This is a genomic window from Helicobacter pylori oki112, from assembly GCF_000600085.1.
GTDB classification, from domain to species: domain Bacteria; phylum Campylobacterota; class Campylobacteria; order Campylobacterales; family Helicobacteraceae; genus Helicobacter; species Helicobacter pylori_CY.
The window spans coordinates 16,783-36,110 of record NZ_CP006821.1 but is presented as its reverse complement, the minus strand read 5'-3'; the positions used below and the strand labels follow the sequence as shown (position 1 = coordinate 36,110).

General features: G+C 40.2%; 16 protein-coding genes and 2 pseudogenes. 7 read left to right on the top strand and 11 right to left on the bottom strand.

Annotated elements, in window-relative coordinates; all coding sequences use genetic code 11:
- Positions 1-5 precede the first annotated feature (5 nt).
- Genes HPOKI112_RS00190 through HPOKI112_RS00165 form a run of 6 tightly spaced genes read right to left on the bottom strand, consistent with a single transcriptional unit; the run spans position 6 to position 4,581 of the window.
- Complete coding sequence (locus HPOKI112_RS00190; protein WP_025275450.1) at positions 6-1,001, bottom strand: PDZ domain-containing protein; 996 nt, start codon at positions 999-1,001, stop codon at positions 6-8.
- Positions 1,001-1,294, bottom strand: a complete 294-nt coding sequence (locus tag HPOKI112_RS00185) for a YbaB/EbfC family nucleoid-associated protein (RefSeq protein ID WP_000347915.1) — start codon at positions 1,292-1,294, stop codon at positions 1,001-1,003. The genes HPOKI112_RS00190 and HPOKI112_RS00185 overlap by 1 nt, the downstream gene beginning before the upstream one ends.
- Before the next feature lie 10 nt (positions 1,295-1,304).
- The gene (gene panD, locus HPOKI112_RS00180) at positions 1,305-1,655 is read right to left on the bottom strand and encodes an aspartate 1-decarboxylase (protein WP_025276548.1); all 351 of its coding nucleotides are present in this window, start codon (positions 1,653-1,655) and stop codon (positions 1,305-1,307) included.
- Positions 1,645-3,870 carry an AAA family ATPase gene (locus tag HPOKI112_RS00175; protein WP_025309527.1) on the bottom strand — a complete coding sequence of 742 codons (2,226 nt, stop codon included), beginning with the start codon at positions 3,868-3,870 and terminating at the stop codon, positions 1,645-1,647. Before HPOKI112_RS00175 ends, panD begins: the two co-directional genes overlap by 11 nt.
- Positions 3,870-4,145: an ATP-dependent Clp protease adaptor ClpS gene (locus HPOKI112_RS00170; RefSeq protein ID WP_025276546.1), complete on the bottom strand. Its 276-nt coding sequence runs from the start codon at positions 4,143-4,145 to the stop codon at positions 3,870-3,872. Before HPOKI112_RS00170 ends, HPOKI112_RS00175 begins: the two co-directional genes overlap by 1 nt.
- 22 nt (positions 4,146-4,167) lie before the next feature.
- Positions 4,168-4,581, bottom strand: coding sequence for a universal stress protein (locus HPOKI112_RS00165; RefSeq protein WP_001023008.1), 414 nt, complete (start codon positions 4,579-4,581; stop codon positions 4,168-4,170).
- A gap of 109 nt (positions 4,582-4,690) precedes the next feature.
- Between HPOKI112_RS00165 and HPOKI112_RS00160 the strand changes: the two genes are divergently transcribed.
- A complete protein-coding gene (locus HPOKI112_RS00160; protein WP_025309526.1) occupies positions 4,691-6,403 on the top strand; it encodes a hypothetical protein in 1,713 nt (570 codons plus the stop codon).
- Positions 6,404-6,406: 3 nt separating this feature from the next.
- Positions 6,407-7,063, top strand: a complete 657-nt coding sequence (bioD, locus tag HPOKI112_RS00155) for a dethiobiotin synthase (RefSeq protein ID WP_025276545.1) — start codon at positions 6,407-6,409, stop codon at positions 7,061-7,063.
- Here the strand turns inward: bioD and HPOKI112_RS00150 are convergent.
- A complete protein-coding gene (locus HPOKI112_RS00150; RefSeq protein ID WP_001912830.1) occupies positions 7,040-7,567 on the bottom strand; it encodes a DUF1523 family protein in 528 nt (175 codons plus the stop codon). The two genes, bioD and HPOKI112_RS00150, sit on opposite strands and share 24 nt — an antisense overlap.
- A 67-nt stretch (positions 7,568-7,634) precedes the next feature.
- Positions 7,635-8,912: an isocitrate dehydrogenase (NADP(+)) gene (icd, locus tag HPOKI112_RS00145; RefSeq protein ID WP_022576234.1), complete on the bottom strand. Its 1,278-nt coding sequence runs from the start codon at positions 8,910-8,912 to the stop codon at positions 7,635-7,637.
- A 201-nt stretch (positions 8,913-9,113) separates the two neighbouring features.
- Between icd and HPOKI112_RS00140 the strand changes: the two genes are divergently transcribed.
- The 5 genes and pseudogenes from HPOKI112_RS00140 to lpxE all read left to right on the top strand — a co-directional run bounded on the left by HPOKI112_RS00140 (position 9,114) and on the right by lpxE (position 15,694).
- Positions 9,114-10,394 carry a citrate synthase gene (locus HPOKI112_RS00140; protein ID WP_025309525.1) on the top strand — a complete coding sequence of 427 codons (1,281 nt, stop codon included), beginning with the start codon at positions 9,114-9,116 and terminating at the stop codon, positions 10,392-10,394.
- Between the two features lie 515 nt (positions 10,395-10,909).
- A complete protein-coding gene (gene sabA, locus HPOKI112_RS00135; protein ID WP_025309524.1) occupies positions 10,910-12,982 on the top strand; it encodes a Hop family adhesin SabA/HopD in 2,073 nt (690 codons plus the stop codon).
- 370 nt (positions 12,983-13,352) lie between these two features.
- Positions 13,353-13,434: pseudogene (locus HPOKI112_RS08590) on the top strand (cag pathogenicity island protein); the annotation flags it as partial.
- A 110-nt stretch (positions 13,435-13,544) separates the two neighbouring features.
- A pseudogene (eptA, locus tag HPOKI112_RS00125) lies at positions 13,545-15,111 on the top strand (phosphoethanolamine--lipid A transferase EptA).
- A gap of 49 nt (positions 15,112-15,160) precedes the next feature.
- Positions 15,161-15,694, top strand: a complete 534-nt coding sequence (gene lpxE / locus HPOKI112_RS00120) for a lipid A 1-phosphatase LpxE (protein WP_235169409.1) — start codon at positions 15,161-15,163, stop codon at positions 15,692-15,694.
- Between the two features lie 9 nt (positions 15,695-15,703).
- On the opposite strand, the gene nspC is transcribed toward lpxE, so the two are convergent.
- From nspC to HPOKI112_RS00105, 3 genes are all read right to left on the bottom strand, one after another.
- Positions 15,704-16,921: a carboxynorspermidine decarboxylase gene (gene nspC, locus HPOKI112_RS00115; protein ID WP_025275442.1), complete on the bottom strand. Its 1,218-nt coding sequence runs from the start codon at positions 16,919-16,921 to the stop codon at positions 15,704-15,706.
- Positions 16,918-17,883 carry a chemotaxis protein CheV1 gene (gene cheV1 / locus HPOKI112_RS00110; protein ID WP_025276539.1) on the bottom strand — a complete coding sequence of 322 codons (966 nt, stop codon included), beginning with the start codon at positions 17,881-17,883 and terminating at the stop codon, positions 16,918-16,920. Before cheV1 ends, nspC begins: the two co-directional genes overlap by 4 nt.
- A gap of 95 nt (positions 17,884-17,978) precedes the next feature.
- Positions 17,979-19,319, bottom strand: coding sequence for a COG3014 family protein (locus HPOKI112_RS00105; RefSeq protein ID WP_025276538.1), 1,341 nt, complete (start codon positions 19,317-19,319; stop codon positions 17,979-17,981).
- Positions 19,320-19,328: the final 9 nt, after the last annotated feature.

Below are 19,328 nucleotides of genomic sequence, written 5' to 3'. Positions count from 1 at the left end.
ATGTTTCAACGGACTTTAATGTAAAATTCAAAGCCTTGACGCCAGACTAATAATTCAATTTTAGGCGCGCTTAACGCTTCTCTTAAAGCTTTCGGGTTGAACGAAACGCTTTTATGATTCACCCATAAAATCCTATCCCCAAGCTTTAAAAAATCCAAGCCTTTGGGCAAATGAGTGCCTATTTTAGTGATGATAAAACGCTCGTCTAAAGCGATGCCATAGCGCTCTAAAAAAGTGTCTTTGAGTAAAAACCCCCCATAACGCTTATTGACTTTGAGCGTTACTTCTTTGATTTTATGGTTCCGTTTGATTTCCACTTTTACAAGGCTTTGGTATTTAAGATTGCTCACCACCCATTCAAACTCCGCTAACGAGTGGATCTTTTGATGGTTGATCGCTAGGATTTCATCGTTTTTTAAAAAAGGGTTTTTAGGGAAAAAGGGATCAAATTGCGCTACCACTAAACGCTTGTGATGTTCTTCTAAACGCACCCCAATATCCCCATAATAAGGCTCTTGCTGGTTTAAAAAGCGCTTGATAAATTTCGTTTCTATAAAGCCATTCCCCCCTACCCCTAGCCCTAGCATTTGATAGCAAATATTGCTGATAACGCCATTTTTTTGAATCTTTTGTGAAATTTGAGCGTAGCGGTCATAACCTTTTTGCCCCACCAATAATCGCGTTTCTGTGGCTTGATTAGTCCCTATACTAGCCATTGGCCTTATCAGGGCGTCTTTGTCTAAATCCCTTAAGGTATAAACATACTCGCTTGGCACGCTTTGCAACAAATATAGCCCCACAAAAGGATCGGATTTGATGACTTTGGCGTGTTTAGGGTAGGTTTTGGAATAATATAAATACACGCCTTTAGGCAATTCTTTTAAAGCCACGCCCCCTTTTTGAAGGCTCGCTTTTTTAAAAAAAGCCTGACAATGCTTGAAATCATAAGCCCCTAAGCCATTCAAAAAAACCAATAGAACGATAAGGGCTTTGTGAAGCATCACAATTTAGCAAAATTCCCCAGCATGTTAAAGGCTAAATTTTTTCGGTTTTCTTCTACGGCTTTATACCCATCGTTCAAAGCGCTCATCAAATAGATTTGCATCGCTTCTTTATCTTCTAACAGGCTGTCATCAATTTGCAAATCCACTAACTCCCCCAACCCATTAAAACTCACGCTCACCATTCCCCCACCGCTTTTGGAAGTGTGGATCGTGTCTTTATTCTTTTCTTCTAGTTGGGAAAACTCTTTTTTCATGCCGTCTAATAGCCCGCCCAATTGACTAAAATCCATCTCTAATCCCTTATTTTTCTAAAATTTCATTCTTTTCATCCACTAGCACGATGCATGGCTTGTGCACATTGATCTCATCTTCATTCATGCTCGCATAAGCTAAAATGATCACCACATCGCCTATGGCCACCTTTCTGGCCGCTGCGCCATTGACGCAAATTTCGCCCCTTTTTTTCCCTAAAATCACATAGGTGCTGAAGCGTTCGCCGTTATTGACATCCACGATTTCCACTTTCATGCCCTCTCTGAGCTTGGCGAACTTGGCTAAATCCTCATCTATGGTGATCGAGCCTACATAATTGAGATTAGCGTCTGTGATAGTAGCCCTATGGATTTTACTATAAAGCATTTCAAAAGTCATTTTCTTTCACCTTTTGCGCACGCTTGATTTCTTTTAAAACCAATTGGTTTTTTTCTAGCAAGCAAGCGATCTTACAAGGTTTTTTAAACGATTGCAAGAGCAATAGATCGCTTAATGGGGTTTTGATCTCATTGTGAATGATTTTTTTAATTTCTCTCGCTCCTAAAGTCGTTTGATAGCTTTTTTGCGCGATGAATTTCACAACTTCTTTATGGAATTTTAAGGTTATGTCTTGCTCTAGCGCTAGGGCTTTTAATTTGTCTAATTCCACAGAGACAATGCGTTCAAAATCCTCCAAACTGAGCGCGTTAAACGGCACGATCGCATCAATCCTGGATCGTAATTCAGGGGTCAAAAGCTCTTTAACGGCTTTATCATACTTGGTGTTTTTAGCGCTAAAAAACCCTAGCGTGTCCTTATCCTTACTCCCCACATTTGAAGTCATAATCAGTATCACATGCTTAAAACTCGCCTGATTGCCTAAATTATCGCTCAAAGTAGCGTTATCCATCACTTGCAACAACAAATCATACACATTAGAGTGGGCCTTTTCTATCTCATCTAAAAGCAGCAAACAATGCGGGTGCTTTTTAATCGCATTCACTAGTAACCCCCCTTGCTCAAACCCCACATAACCGCTAGGACTCCCGATAAGCTTTGCCACGCTATGGGCTTCTTTGTATTCGCTCATGTCAAAGCGTTCAAAATGCAAATTCAAATTCAAGGCCAGCTCTTTAGCCAATTCTGTTTTCCCCACCCCACTAGGCCCCACGAATAAAAAGCTCCCCACAGGCTTATTTTTAGAAGAAAGCCCGCAATACTGGATTTTAATCGCATTGCTGACGAGGTTGATCGCTTCTGCTTGGGCAAAAATCTTATTTTTAAGCGATTTTTCTAAATTCCTTAAAAGGGCTTTTTTATCGCTGCTCAAACGCATTTTAGGGATTTTAAGCTTCAGAGCGAGCGTTTCTTTCACGTCATCAACGCCGATTTTTTTGCCCTTTTTAGGGTTGATTTTTTTCCTCGATCCCACCTCATCTAATAATTCAATCGCTTTATCCGGCAAGAATTTATCATGCATGTAATCACTCGTTAAATCCACGCATGCCTTAAACACGCTCTCATCATAACGCACCTGGTGGTGTTCTTCATAAAGGGGAGCGATCTTTTTTAAAATCAAGTAACACGCTTCTTTAGAAGGCTCTTCAACTTTTATGACTGAAAAGCGCCTATTAAAAGCCTTGTCTTTTTCAAACACGCTGCGGTATTCTTCAAAAGTGGTCGCTCCTAAACATTTCAAGCCCCCATCCGTTAAAACCGGCTTTAATATATTCGCCGCATCCAAGCTCCCAGCGTTACTGCTCCCTGCGCCTAAAAGGGTGTGGATTTCATCAATGAATAAAATGATACGGCCGTTTTGTTGGATTTCTTTGAGCGTTTTTTTCAAGCGTTTTTCAAAATCCCCTCTGTATTTTGCCCCAGCCACCATTAAGGCTAAATCCAAAGAATAAACTTCATATTCTTGCAAAAACTCCGGCACTTCTTTTTGAGCGATTTTTAAAGCCAAAGCTTCAGCGATGGAGGTTTTGCCCACCCCTGCTTCGCCAATTAAAAGCGGGTTATTCTTTTTTCTGCGCCCTAAAATTTCTATCACTCTTAAAATCTCTTCTTCTCTGCCAATGACTGGATCTAAAGCGTTGTCTTGGGCTAAAGCGCTCAAATTTTTAGCGTATTTTTTTAGGGGAGTGTTTTTGGGTGCTTCTTCATTATCATTAATGTCATTAGGAATACCATGGTTATCCAAATCCAATGAAGCAGGATTAGAATACAAACGAGCGATGCCAAAACTATCCATGAGTTTTGAAGCGTAACAATCGGGGTGATCCAGCATTAAAATAAGCAATTCTTCCACGCCCACGCTCTCAAAACCACTCGCATACATTCTTTTAAGCATTCTTAATAGCACAAAACTCCTGGCAGGCATTTTGGCTGGGTCGCTCTTTAAAGGCACGTATTGCAACAAATAGTCTTTAAGGATTTGTTTTAATTTATCATAGTCATCTCTTTCTAAAGCGCCAATAATCTTTGCCCCGCTCTCATGCTCTAAAATGACTAGTAGCACATGCTCTGTGGTGCAAAGGGCGTGGTTAAGATCCAGGGCTAAATTTAAAGCTTGGTTTAGAACTTCATTGAGATCTTGATTGAATTTAGCCATTATTTTATCTCTTCTACCAATAATTTTAAAGGGAGATCCAGCTCTCTGGCTTTATCCCTAACCCATGCTACCCTATGCCTAGCAATATCATAAGGATAGACGCCACAAACCCCCTCGCCATCACGATGGATGCTTGATGTGAGAGCTTGAGCCTCTTCTAAAGACTTGTCAAAAAAATCCCTCAAAGCAGAGATGACAAACTCCGCTGTCGTAATGGGGTCATCAACCATGATCACTTGCGCCATGGTGGGGGTGGGTATGTTATACATTTTCATGCTACTTATCCATGCTACTTGGCTACTTGGCGATCACAACAGGGATACTGGATTGTTCAACCAAGCTATTTTGGTGCGAAATGAACAAACGATACAACAAATTAGATTCGCTCGCTCCGATCAATAACAAATCATAATCCTTAGCCATTTCTAAAACCACATCAATCAAATCACCGCTTTTTAGAACGCTCTCGCACTCTATATTTTCTTTTTTGAAAGCGTCTTCAAATTGCTTTAACAAAGCCTTAGCTTTTTCTTCTTCTAAGGCTTCTGTTTGGCCATAATCCATCATCCCGCTTTCGCTATAAATAAACACTTCCATGCTCACATGCAATAAGGTGAAACGGACCTCTTTAAGCGAATGGGCTAATTTGACAGCGAATTTAATAGCGTTATAGCATTCTTGCGTGTCGCTAATCCCAAATAAAATATTCATAAGAACCAACCTTAAATGAAGTTTTGGTATTATACCAAATAAACCCTAATGACCCGCTGAAAGCTCAAAGATAAAGTGCTACAATCTCGCTTAAAGAAAAGGACACAAAATGCTATTGAATTACGACTTTTTAGAATTTGTTGATGAGCCACAAAGAAACACTTCTTTGACAGCATCTATTGATAAAGCGTTAGCGGACAGGAAATTAGCTAGACAAAATAAACCCAGAGTAAAGATAAAAGAGAGCTTATCTTTAAGAGCGACACTAGATGCGTTTGGTGAGGAACTCTCACGACTTAAAAGAGAACAAAACACAGAGACTATTAAAGGCTCTACAATTGAGAGCACTAATCTCAATAGCATTGTCAATAAAATTAAAAGCGGACTACCTTTTGGGACTATCTCTGCGTTTAGACCTTTTAAAGACGCTTTTTATAAAGACTTTACTGAAAAACAACAAAAAGCGCTAATCAGTGCGTTCAAAAGCGGTTATATTAAAGCTGACGCCGATAAAATAGTTAAATATTGGCAAAACAAACCCACTAAAATAGACTTACATAAACCTATAAAAGCTAAAGACTTCTTTAAAGGGAATACTAATATTTATAGGACACTTCGTAATTTATTTGGACAAAAATTTATGGACAGATACACTGCCCTTAATAGCAACGCCACAATGAAAGACTTTATGTCTAGCGATAAATTTGTTAAAAAATACCGCTACACTCAAAAAGACAATATGAAAAGGACACGACAGCTAAAATCACTATTGGATAGTAAGCGACACTTTGTAGGGTATATTCAAGTGATTGGGTATTGGAAAGAGGACCTAAAAGACGACCTTATCCCTGATAAAGAGACTAGCTTTTTTGTATTCACAAACGAACCTAGTAGCACATTTGATTTAGCGAGCTACTTATTATTGTTAGCGAGACTATTCAATCAAGCGGCGATTTGTTATTGCGACAACGCAAAGACTGATAAAGTGGAATTGGTGAGTGCTTTACCTAATGACTTTGGAGATGTGTGGGCGAAATTCACCGACATCACATTCACTATCCCTTTAACTCAATCTCTCACACGCTTACACAATAAAGTCTATACATTCTTTGAAAAGAAAAATATGGAAAATTATGGCGTTAGTTTTGAAGAGCTTTCTACGACAAAATTAAAAGCAATGGGAATGCCTAAAGACATTGAGGGATTTAACATTCCTTGTAAAGCCTACATTGAACGCCACATTAAAACTTCTATTTATAGCAGTTTAGGAGCGGAACGAAATTATCCTGGTCGCTCTTTTGATATGGACAAAATCCAACAATACGAGCTACAAGCTATTAAAAGACTAGATTTACAAAGATGCTCTAAAAGTAAGAGTTTTAAAGCAAGTTATAACCACAACATTCAAGTCAATAACCTTGTCAATGCGATGCTAAAAGGTAAAAAAGTGAGTAGGACATTGATTGCTAAAGTGCTTGCTAACACCATAGACACCGATGCGGGGTATTGCTTTATTTCACCGACAGATTTAGCGACACAACTTGGTAACATCAGCCCTAGACTATCTAAAAGTATCGTAACCGCCATAGAGCAAGCAGAGGGCGTTAGACTAAATTATGCGTTGATTGACAAGGTTTCGTATAACTCACTCCACAACACATTGAGTTTCATTTTTGATATTGATAACCCTTTAAGCGACCAAGCGTTTGAGGAGTTAGTCATTGAAGTCCCAAGAGAAGCACTTAAAGATGTGAAGTTACCACAAATTAAAAATGTATTGACCGCTCAAATCTTTGATGGGGCTTATCATTTCAAAGGTTAAACCATGCTCTTTATCAGCGCGACTAACACCAATGCCGGAAAAACCACATGCGCTAGGCTCTTAGCAAAATATTGCAACGCTTGTGGCGTTAGAACGATTCTATTAAAGCCCATTGAAACGGGCGTTAATGACGCCATTAACCACTCTAGCGATGCGCATTTGTTCTTGCAAGATAACCGCCTTTTGGATCGCTCTTTAACCTTAAAAGACATTTCATTCTATCGTTATCATAAAGCTTCAGCCCCCCTCATCGCCCAACAAGAAGAAGATCCAAACGCCCCCATTGACACGGACAATTTAACCCAACGCCTTCACCATTTCACCAAAACTTACGATTTAGTCATCGTTGAAGGGGCTGGGGGGTTATGCGTGCCCATCACTTTAGAAGAAAACATGCTAAATTTTGCCCTAAAATTAAAAGCCAAAATGCTTTTGATTAGCCATGACAATTTGGGCTTGATTAATGATTGTTTGCTGAATGATTTTTTATTGAAATCCCACCAGCTAGACTATAAAATCGCTATCAATTTGAGGGAAAATAACACCGCTTTTCACAGCATCAGTTTGCCCTATATTGAGCTTTTTAATACACGCTCCAATAACCCCATTGTGATTTTCCAACAAAGCCTGAAAGAATTAATGAGCTTTGCTCTTAAATAAAGTGCAGACAGAGCTCGCGCTGATAAAAAAGACCATTAACAGCAAAGCGTATAAAATCCAGCTAAAAATGGGCTTTGAAATGTCAGCACTCTCTTTTAAGGGCTTTAAAAAAATCACATTAGGGAACATGTTAAACAAATTGATCCGCCAACCATAGTATTTCACTTCCACTTGCTGATTGACTAAGCTTTGAGCGAGGGCTGAAATATCAGCCGAATTAAACTTAAAATAAAAAGGAAAGCTAAAGCGCGTGTCTTCGTTACGATAGACGGTTACGCTTTTTTGATCCTTAGGGTCGTAAGTTTGCACAAAATAGACATCTCTAGCAAGGGTTTTTACTTCCTTATTATTGGGCGTGTTTTCATTTTCATTCATTCTTTTGACTTCCACCCCACTAATGACAGCCGCGCTATAATGGGGCATGCAATAGCTCACTAAAAGCATGAGCGCTAAAAAGATCGCCGTTAAAATAAACAAAACCACATTACGCACAAATTTTATCAATTTCATTCCTTATGATAGTATTAGCCTAACAATCGCATTCAAACACCAGAGCTTAAAAAACGCTCTTTCACATGTTTTCAATCATCACGCTAGCGAATTCAGAGCATTTAACTTCTTTAGCCCCATCCATCAAACGAGCGAAATCATAAGTAACTTTCTTGCTCTTAATCGCTTTTTCCATCGCAGAGACGATCAAATCAGCCGCTTCCACCCAGCCCATATGCCTTAACATCATTTCCGCGCTCAAAATAATAGACCCCGGATTGACTTTATCCAGCCCAGCGTATTTAGGAGCGGTGCCATGGGTGGCTTCAAACATGCCCACTGTGTCATTGAGATTAGCCCCAGGAGCGATACCAATGCCCCCCACCATCGCCGCTAACGCATCAGAGATATAATCCCCGTTCAAATTCATGGTCGCAATGACGCTGTATTCGCTAGGGCGTAAGAGAATTTGTTGCAAAAACGCATCAGCAATCATGTCTTTAATGATGATTTCTTTACCGGTTTTAGGGTTTTTCAAAGAACACCATGGACCTTTATCAATGACTTGAGCGTTAAATTCTTTTTGAGCGAGCGCATAGCCCCATTTCATGAATGCTCCCTCAGTGTATTTCATGATATTGCCCTTATGCACAAAAGTTACGCTTGGCTTGTCGTTATCAATAGCGTATTCAATCGCTTTTCTCACTAGCCTCTCTGTGCCTTCCTTACTAATGGGTTTTACCCCTACGCCGCTGCTTTCAGGGAAGCGGATTTTTTTAACCTTTAGTTCATTTTGTAAAAAATGAATGAGTTTTTTCGCTTCCGCACTGCCTTCTTGCCACTCAATGCCCGCATAAATGTCTTCAGAATTTTCTCTAAAAATCACCATATCCACTTTTTGTGGTTCTTTAACCGGACTCGGACTCCCATACCATCTTACCGGTCTCAAGCACACATACAGATCCATTTTCTGGCGTAACGCTACATTCAAAGATCTAAACCCCTCACCAATAGGCGTGGTCAAAGGCCCTTTAATGGAAACTTTATAATGGTTGATCGCTTCAATAGTGTCCGGTAAGAGCCATTGCTCTTCGGGGCTTAATTCCTTATGATCTTTAAATTTTTGATAGCATTTTTCGCCCACAAACACCTCATACCATGCGATTTTTTTCTCGCCCTTATACGCTTTTTGAACCGCGCTATCCACCACTTTAATCATCGCAGGGGTAATATCCGATCCAATGCCATCGCCCTCAATGAAAGGGATAATAGGGTGGTTTGGCACATGCAATTTGTTGTCTTTAATCGTAATTTCTTCGCCCTCTTTAGGCTTTTGTAAAATTTTAGGGTTGTAAGCCATCTCTTATCCTTTTTATAAAATTCAAGTAACTATACTAGCGCAAAAATACTATATAACCCCTAAAAATCTTTTTTTTGAATGCGTGTTTAAAAGTAGCGGTTGGAAATAACTTGAAAAAACGGAATGTTTTTAAAAAGAAATCATTTAATTTTTTGGCTTATAATTAGGAGTTGAATATTATCAAAACTTAAGGGAATCACAATGTCTGTTACTTTAATCAATAATGAAAATAATGAACGCTATGAATTTGAAACGATTGAATGCACTCGTGGGCCTAAAGCGGTGGATTTTTCCAAACTTTTTGAAACGACCGGGTTTTTTTCTTACGATCCAGGGTATTCTTCTACCGCCGGGTGCCAATCTAAGATCAGCTATATCAACGGCAAAAAAGGCGAATTGTATTACAGAGGGCATAGAATAGAAGATTTAGTCGCCAAATACAAATATGTAGATGTGTGCAGACTCTTACTCACAGGGGAATTACCCAAAAATCAAGATGAAAGCTTGGAATTTGAACTGGAATTGCGCCACAGAAGCTTTGTGCATGAGAGCTTACTCAACATGTTTTCAGCTTTCCCTAGTAACGCCCACCCTATGGCGAAACTCTCTAGCGGTGTGTCTATTTTATCTACCCTTTATTCCACGCACCAAAACATGCACACTGAAGAAGATTACCAGACTATGGCCAGAAGGATTGTCGCTAAAATCCCCACGCTTGCGGCTATTTGCTATCGTAATGAAGTGGGAGCACCCATCATTTATCCGGATATCGCACGCTCTTATGTGGAAAATATCCTTTTCATGCTGAGAGGGTATCCTTATAGCCGCTTAAAACACACCACTCAAGGCGAAGTAGAAATCACACCCCTAGAAGTGGAAGCCTTTGATAAAATCCTAACCCTACACGCTGATCATGGGCAAAACGCCTCTTCTACCACAGTAAGGAATGTCGCTAGCACCGGCGTGCATCCTTATGCCGCCATTAGCGCTGGCATTAGCGCTTTGTGGGGGCATTTGCATGGCGGAGCGAATGAAAAAGTGCTTTTACAATTAGAAGAAATCGGCGATGTGAAAAATGTGGATAAAACCATCGCGCGCGTGAAAGATAAAAACGACAGTTTCAAACTCATGGGCTTTGGGCATAGAGTGTATAAAAGCTACGATCCGCGCGCTAAAATCTTAAAAGGTCTAAAAGACGAACTGCACCAAAAAGGCGTTAAAATGGATGAACGCTTGAGCGAAATCGCCGCGAAAGTGGAAGAAATCGCGCTAAAAGACGAGTATTTCATTGAAAGGAATCTCTACCCTAATGTGGATTTTTACTCCGGCACGATCTTAAGGGCTTTAAAAATCCCGGTGCGTTTCTTCACGCCGGTGTTTGTCATTGGCAGAACCGTGGGCTGGTGCGCTCAATTATTAGAGCATGTCAAAAGCCCGCAAGCTAGGATCACGCGCCCAAGACAAGTCTATGTGGGGGATTAGGCTTTGTCTTAACAAAGTGTTGGTTAAACTTTAAGAAACGCTCAAGGCCTTGTTTAAAAGAGTAAGGATCTCGCACCAAGCGAGCGGTAATTTTTAAATAACCGCATGCAAACGCCCCAAAACTCAAGGACAACTCCACTTTTACAAGCAAACCCTTGAGTCGGGAATGATTGCAAAACACTCCTCTTAAGAAATTTAAGAAAATCCTTTTTACAACAAATCTAAAGTAGCAAACCAAAAACAACCAAAGTTAAAAACCCTTTTTTTATAGCCACCCCCTATTAAACAACCTCATTTCTTTTAAAATCATTTTCATTTGTTTCATATTTGTTTAGAAACGCTACAAAAACCTTTTTTTTTTTTTTTTGAAAGGGCAAAAACGCCTCATTAATATCAAAATCCCATTAATTTATACTATATTAACGAAAGCTTGCGGTATGGTTTCACTTAAAGACACACTTCCGCAAGATTTACTAACAATTTCAATCTTATTTTAATAAAGTAAAGGAGAAAACATGAAGAAAAAATTTCTGTCATTAACCTTAGGTTCGCTTTTAGTTTCCGCTTTAAGCGCTGAAGACAACGGCTTTTTTGTGAGCGCGGGTTATCAAATCGGTGAATCCGCTCAAATGGTGAAAAACACTAAAGGCATTCAAGATCTTTCAGATAGTTATGAAAGATTGAACAATCTTTTAACGAGTTATAGCGCCCTAAACACTCTTATTAGGCAGTCCGCCGACCCCAACGCTATCAACAACGCAAGGACTAATTTGGATGCGAGCGCGAAGAATTTAATCAATGATAAAGAGAACTCCCCGGCATATCAAGCGGTGCTTTTAGCGCTCAATGCGGCAGCGGGGTTGTGGCAAGTCATGAGCTATGCGATCAGCCCTTGCGGCCCTGGCAAAGACAGTAGCAAAAATGGGGGCGTTCAAACCTTTGAAAACACACCAACAAATCAATGGGGAGGGACTACCATTACTTGTGGCACTACTAATTATGAACCAGGACCATATAGTATTATATCCACTGAAAATTACGCGAAAATCAATAAGGCTTATCAAATCATCCAAAAGGCTTTTGGAGCAAGTGGGAAGGATATTCCTGCCTTAAGCGACACCAACACCGAACTTAAATTTACAATCAACCAAAATGGGAGCAATAACAATAACAATAATAAAGAAGAAATTGTTACAAAAAATAACGCTCAAGAGCTTTTAAAACAGGCTAGCACTATTTTAACCACTCTTAATGAAGCATGCCCATGGATCAATAATGCTGGTGCAGGTGGTGCAAGCAGTGGTAGTTTATGGGAAGGAATATATTTGAAAGGCGATGGGAGTGCGTGCGGGATTTTTAAAAATGAAATCAGCGCGATTCAAGACATGATCAAAAACGCTGAGATAGCCGTAGAGCAATCCAAAATCGTTACTGCAAACGCGCAAAACCAGCACAACCTGGACACTGGAAAGACATTCAACCCCTATAAAGACGCTAGTTTTTCTCAAAGCATGTTCGCTAACGCTAGAGCGCAAGCGGAGATTTTAAACCACGCTCAAGCAGTGGTGAAGGACTTTGAAAGAATCCCTGCAGCGTTCGTGAAAGACTCTTTAGGGGTGTGCCATGAAAAGGATAGCAACGGCAATCTCCGTGGCACGCCATCTGGCACGGTTACTTCTAACACTTGGGGAGCGGGCTGCGCGTATGTGGGAGAGACCGTAACGAATCTAAAAAACAGCATCGCTCATTTTGGCGACCAGGCGGAGCGAATCCATAACGCGCAAAACCTCGCCTACACTTTAGCGAATTTCAGTAGCCAGTATAAAAAGCTAGGCGAACATTATGACAGCATCACAGCAGCCATTTCAAGCTTGCCTGACGCTCAATCTTTGCAAAATGTGGTGAGCAAAAAGACTAACCCTAACAGTCCGCAAGGCATACAGGATAACTACTACATTGACTCCAACATCCATTCTCAAGTGCAATCTAGGACTCAAGAATTAGGCAGTAACCCTTTCAGACGCACCGGGCTAATCGCCGCTTCTACCACCAATAACGGCGCGATGAATGGGATTGGCTTTCAAGTGGGCTATAAGCAATTCTTTGGGAAAAACAAACGATGGGGTGCAAGATACTACGGCTTTGTGGATTACAACCACACCTATAACAAATCCCAATTTTTCAACGCCTCTTCTGATGTTTGGACTTACGGCGTGGGGAGCGATTTGTTAGTGAATTTCATCAACAATAAAGCCACTAAAAACAATAAAATTTCTTTTGGCGCGTTTGGCGGTATCCAACTAGCCGGGACTTCATGGCTTAATTCTCAGTTCGTGAATTTGGCGAATGTGAACAATTACTATAAAGCTAAAATCAACACCTCTAACTTCCAATTCTTATTCAATTTGGGCTTAAGGACCAATCTCGCTAGAAATAAGAGAATAGGCGCTGAACATTCTGCGCAACATGGCATGGAGTTAGGCGTGAAGATCCCCACGATCAACACGAATTACTATTCTTTGCTAGGCACTACCTTGCAATACAGAAGGCTTTATAGCGTGTATCTCAATTATGTGTTTGCTTACTAAAAGCTTAAACCCCTTTTTAAACCCTCTTTTTAGGGGGTTTAATCCTTTTAACTGACTTTTCTTTTAACTCTTTTTAATCTTTTTTATCAAACAAAGTTTTTTTTGATTTTATTCTTAAGTGCAGATGATTAAAAACGCTTTGAGTGTTTTTTAAAAAAGTAAGGATCTTGCGCCAAGCGATAATTTTTGAATGACCGCATGCAAACGCCCCAAAGTCAAGGACAAACCCGCTTTAAAAGGAAACCCCTAAGCTTTTTAGGCTTAGGGGAACTTTGGCTAATAAACTACTTTTCTATAGAAAAGACTACTTTAAACCCCTTAAAAGAGATTTTAATGTATAATACAAAGGTTTTTATCATGTTTTCTTTTCATGATAAACCCTTTTAAGAACAGATTTGCCCCATATCCTAACTATGGGGCGTGGTAAAATCCTACAACAAACGCGCCTTAAAGCCCTTAAATGCAAGCCACCCTAAAAAATGTGCTTTCCACTTTAAAATAAACCATAAAATCCCCATACCTACGATATAATCCTAAGATCGATTGATTTTAAGGGGCGTGTTTGGCATCATTATTCCATCTGAGGTTTTTAAAACCCCTAAGTTGTCTGCAAGCCGGTTTGCTCTATAGCCTTATTTTTGGCGTTTTATACCATTTCCCTTTGTTCGCTTATGTTTATAAAGAAAGCAACCAGGTTAGTTTTATCGCCATAATGGTTGTGGTGCTTTTTTGTGTGAATGGCGCTCTTTTTTTGGGATTAGGTTTGATCTCTATTCATTTGATGCGCCTAAGCGCGATGGTTTTTTAGTTGGCTCAATTCCATCGCTTTCTATTTCATTAGCGCCTATAAGGTGTTTTTAAATAAGAGCATGATGGGTAATGTCTTAAACACCAACACGCATGAGCTTTTAGGCTTTTTGAGCGTTAAATTATTCATTTTTATCGTTGTTTTTGGGGTGTTACCTGGCTATATTATCTATAAAATCCCCCTTAAAAATTCTTCTAAAAAAGCGCCCTTTTTAGCGATCTTGGCGTTAGTGTTTATCTTTATCGCTAGCACTTTAGCTAACGCTAAAAATTGGCTGTGGTTTGACAAGCATGCGAAATTCATAGGGGGCTTAATTTTGCCCTTCGCTTATAGCGTGAACGCTTTTAGAGTGAGCGCTCTTAAATTTTTCGCCCCCACTATCAAACCGCTCCCTCTTTTTTCGCCCAATCATTCCAATTCGTTTGTGGTGCTAGTCATTGGCGAAAGCGCCAGGAAGCATAATTACGCCCTTTATGGCTATCAAAAACCCACCACCCCAAAATTAAGCAAGCGTTTAGCCGATAATGAACTCACTCTTTTCAACGCCACTTCTTGCGCCACTTACACGACAGCGAGTTTGGAATGCATTTTAGATTCTTCTTTTAAAAACAACGCTTATGAAAATTTGCCAACTTACTTGACTAAAGCCGGTATCAAAGTCTTTTGGTATAGCGCGAATGACGGCGAAAAGAACGTTAAGGTTACAAGCTATCGTAAAAACTACGAATTGATTCAAAAATGCCCCAATTGCGAAGCGATCGCTCCTTATGATGAATCCTTACTCTATAATTTGCCTGACCTTTTAAAAGAACACTCTAATGAAAATGTCTTGCTCATCTTACACCTTGCCGGCTCGCATGGCCCCAACTACGACAATAAAGTGCCTTTAAATTTTAGGGTGTTTAAGCCCTATTGCTTAAGCGCTGATCTGTCTTCTTGCTCCAAAGAAAGCTTGATTAACGCCTATGACAACACCATTTTTTACAACGACTATCTGTTAGACAAAATTATTAGCATGCTCAAAAACGCCAAGCAGCCCGCCTTAATGATCTATTTGAGCGATCATGGCGAAAGTTTGGGTGAAGGAGCGTTCTATTTGCATGGCATTCCTAAAAGCATCGCCCCTAAAGAGCAATACGAGATCCCCTTTATTCTTTATGCCAATGATCTTTTTAAAGAGAAGCATTCCATCATTCAAACCCAAACCCCCATTAATCAAAATGTGATTTTCCATAGCATTTTAGGGGTGTTTTTGGATTTTAAAAACCCAAGCGTTGTTTATCGCCCTTCTTTAGATCTGCTTAAACACAAAAAAGAGTAAAATAACACGCATGAAAAGATTCTTATTTAAACAAAAATTTTGTGAAAGCCTGCCTAAAAGCTTTTCTAAAACTTTATTAGCGCTCAGTTTGGGCTTGATTTTACTAGGCATTTTTGCGCCCTTCCCTAAAGTCCCTAAACAGCCTAGCGTGCCTTTAATGTTTCATCTCACCGAGCATTACGCGCGCTTTATCCCTACGATTTTATCTGTGGCGATTCCCTTAATTCAAAGAGATGCGATAGGGCTTTTTCAAGTCGCTAACGCCTCTATCGCTACAACCCTCCTCACGCACACCACCAAAAGAGCCTTAAACCATATAACAATCAACGATCAGCGTTTGGGTGAGCGCCCTTATGGGGGTAATTTCAACATGCCAAGCGGGCATTCGTCTATGGTGGGTTTAGCGGTGGCGTTTTTAATGCACCGCTATTCTTTTAAAAAATACTTTTGGCTCTTACCCCTAGTCCCTTTAACCATGCTCGCTCGCATTTATTTAGACATGCACACCATTGGTGCGGTGTTGGCCGGGCTTGGCGTTGGAATGTTGTGCGTAGGCCTTTTTACAAGCCCCAAAAAGCCTTAATCAAAAACCTTAATTTCTGTTTTTATAATCTTCATAAGAAAAGTTTTTAAGGATTTTAAAACCTTGCGAGTCTATTTTAGCCAGGCTTGGCAGTGGCACGCCATTAAATGAATTGTTTTTGACAATCGTATAATGGAGCATGTCTTGAAACACGATTTTATCGCCCCTTTTTAAAGGCGTTTCAAAACTAAAGCTCCCCATAAAATCCCCCGCTAAACAAGTAGGGCCGCCTAAAAAGTAAGAAAACGCCCCTTGATTTTCGCCCTTTTCAACTTCAATAAGCTCTTCATCATTTTCTATGGAGATTTTAAAAATGCTAGGGCGATAAGGCATTTCTAAACAATCGGGCATGTGAGCGCTAAAAGAAGCGTCTAAGATCGCAATTTCTTGATCGTTTTGAACGATGTCTATCACGCTTGCGATTAAAAACCCGCATTGCCACCCTATGGCTTCCCCCGGCTCTAAAATCACCTCTATATTATGATAACGCTCTTTAAAATCCTTAATCGTTTGGATGAGCAAATTCACATCATAATCGCTCTTAGTGATATGATGCCCCCCACCAAAATTCACCCACGCCATGTTTTCTAAATAGGGCCTGAAATGCTTTTCTACATGCTCTAAAGTCCGGCACAAAGCGTCAGCGTTTTGCTCGCAATGCGTATGGAAATGCAACCCGCTCACCCCCTCTAAGCCATGCTCTTTCACCCCCTTTTCAAATTCGCTAGGCGTAATCCCTAACCGGCTCACTTTAGAGCATGGGTTATAGATCGCTGGGGTTACTTCGCTGTAGAGAGGGTTGATCCTTAAGCCCATTTTAATGGGGCTTAAGCCCAAGTTTTCTAATTGCTTGTTTTTATCTAAAATCCTGTCTTTATAGGTAGCGTATTGGTAAAAAGAGTTAAAAATAATGCTTGTCGCTAGGGGTAAAATCGCGCTCATTTCAGCCTCTTTCAAAGCCGGGCTATAAACGCAAATTTCTTTGTGGCTCTCTCGCCCCCCAAATTCTTCAAAAGCGAGCTTAGCCTCATAAAGACCGCTCGCGCAACACCCATTCAATTTTTGCCTCAAAATCCCAAACTCACGCCAAAACGCATACCCCTTTAAAGCGAGCAAAACCTTTGCCCCGCTTTGTTGGCGTACGATTTCTAAAATCTTGGCGTTTTTTTCTAAGCGTTCGCTCTCTAGCACATAGCAAGGGGTGGGGATAGCGCTGTATTTTTTCATGCTAATTCCAAAAATTGCTTAACCACTCGCTGGATGTCTTTGGGGTTAGACTTAGAGATGAAATCATCGGCCTTCAAACTCCTGGCCATGTCTTCATTAGAGCTCCCGCTCATAGAAGAATTGACCACGATAGGGATTTTTGAAGTCAAAGGATTGTTTTTAACCTGCTTGATCACTTCAAAACCGCTCGCTTCTGGCATTTCTAAATCGGTAATGATAAGGCCAATATTGCCCACATCGGTTGTGGGGTTGAATAAATGCTCTAATAAGGTTTTACCATTGATAAAATCTATATGCTTGACGCCTAACTTGTCTAAAATCATTTGCATGGTTTTCAAAACGCTTGGGGAGTCATCAGCAAGCAAAACGCATTGGTTAGAATGGATTTTAGAGAGCGTTTCTAAATCGCTGTGTTTTTCATCTTCAATCCAAGGGAACACATCTATAAGCATTTTTTCAATATCCACCACTTGCACCAAGCGCCCGTCAAAATAGCGCGTGCGGCTCACGAGTTTGTTATTCCCAGCAGATCCCCCTAGCCCAGCGCTTTGCTCCATTTCAGTCCATTTCTTGCTCAAAATCCTATCCGCTTCATAGATCCTAACCCCTATGGTCCAACGAGAAAACTCACAGATCATGATAATATCGTCTTCGCCTTTTTCTTTTTCTATCCTATAAGGGCGTAAATCCTTGTTTTTGTTTTGGCTGTCATAATAAAACCATTTTTTCATATCAATCAAGGGAATGGTGAGCTCTCTTATAATGATTAGCCCCTCAACGAGCGAATTGTTTTCGTGGCTGATGATAGTGAGATTGCCATGGTATTTCACCACTTCACGGATCTTAAAGACATTGACCGCATACAAATCCTTGTTTTTACCCAGCCTGAAACACAACAATTGCAACTCGTTATTTTTATGCAAACTCGTAACTTGATCAATGCCCGCTAAACTATCAGCCATGACTTCCCCTTAATTTAGGTTTTCGTATCGTTTTATAATTATATCGTGTTTGTGTTTAATGCCAACGACACTTAAAACTTTGGGGGTTTTTTAAATCATTTTAAATGACTCAAAACAAACCCGTTTTTAAAACTGCGGATGTATAAAATATTATGGCGGTTAGAGCAAAAGATTTGTGGGGCTGTTACAAACCCAGAAAGCAATTCCCTAGCGTCAATGACTTTAGGGTTTTCAAGCGATCTTTTACAAGGCTTTAAGGAAAACGAAAAAGCGTCAATAGAATCAGCTTGAACTTCATAATTTTCAAAAGCCTTATTTTTGATACGCATAAGATAGATTTTATGGGCAAAAATGCTCGTGTTTCTAGTGTCTGCAAAGGTGCTCACACCTGAATACAACGAAGTTACTAGCCCTCCAACAAACCCCAAATAATAATTCGCTACCGCTTGCATGCCCACCTTAAAAGTAGCCGATAAAATGGCTCTGGTAATAATGTAGGGCAATTGCTTCCTAAACTCGCTAGAAACCACCGCATCTATTGAGGCTAAAGTCTCAAAGGGTGTTACTTTTTCGCCGTCTTTTAAAGTGAAATTTTGATAAAACGCTTCCCCTTTTTCTAGCTTGGGCAAGGCTATACTCACGTTATAAACCGAATCGATCATAAAAATAGGCACATCAATTTTAAATTCGCTTTTTTGCGGCTCTTTGCCATCTTCAATGATGATCCAAGTGAAATGACTCCTGTTAGGGTTTTTGAAAAAAACCAAGTCTTGGGCTACAAAAGGGCTTTGACTGATCCCATAGGCTTCATTAAGATAGCCTAACCCCTTATTCTTATCCCCATTTAAAGCGTAAAACAACCCTGAAAGATACGAAACCGCTGGGTTAAGCAAGCCTTGATAAGCTTCGTATTTGTCTAAATTAGAATAGGTGTTGTTTAAAATCTCGCTCACTTCTACCCTAGAGCGTTCCATATTGATATTGTGCTTTTTGCTAGAATCGATTTCTTTAATGGCTTTTTGCACTTCCTCATAATAAAATTCTTTAGCCCTGCGCTGGCGTTCGTTCGCGCGGTTGAATTGCACCCTAGCTTTCGCGCTATCGTTTAAAAGCATGTAGTCTATCGCTTTGTAATAATTGATTAAAACGCCCTCATAAATATTCCCCCCATAAGCGCGCACGTTATCATTAATCATGGTAGCGCCCACATAACCAGCCCCTCTTGTGAAAGCGCTTTGGGTTTTATCAAAGCGTTGCTCGGCTTGATCTAACACCCCTAAAGAAGTCTCGTAATCTCTGGCGTATAAAGCGCTCAAGCCGTTTTGCAAGTCCCATAAAAGAGCGTTCTTTTTTTTCTTAGTGAATTGTTTGGAATATTCATAAGCTTTTTTAGGGCTTTCTTCATAATAGAGCGTGTTAAAATGTTCTAAGTCCATACGATAGCC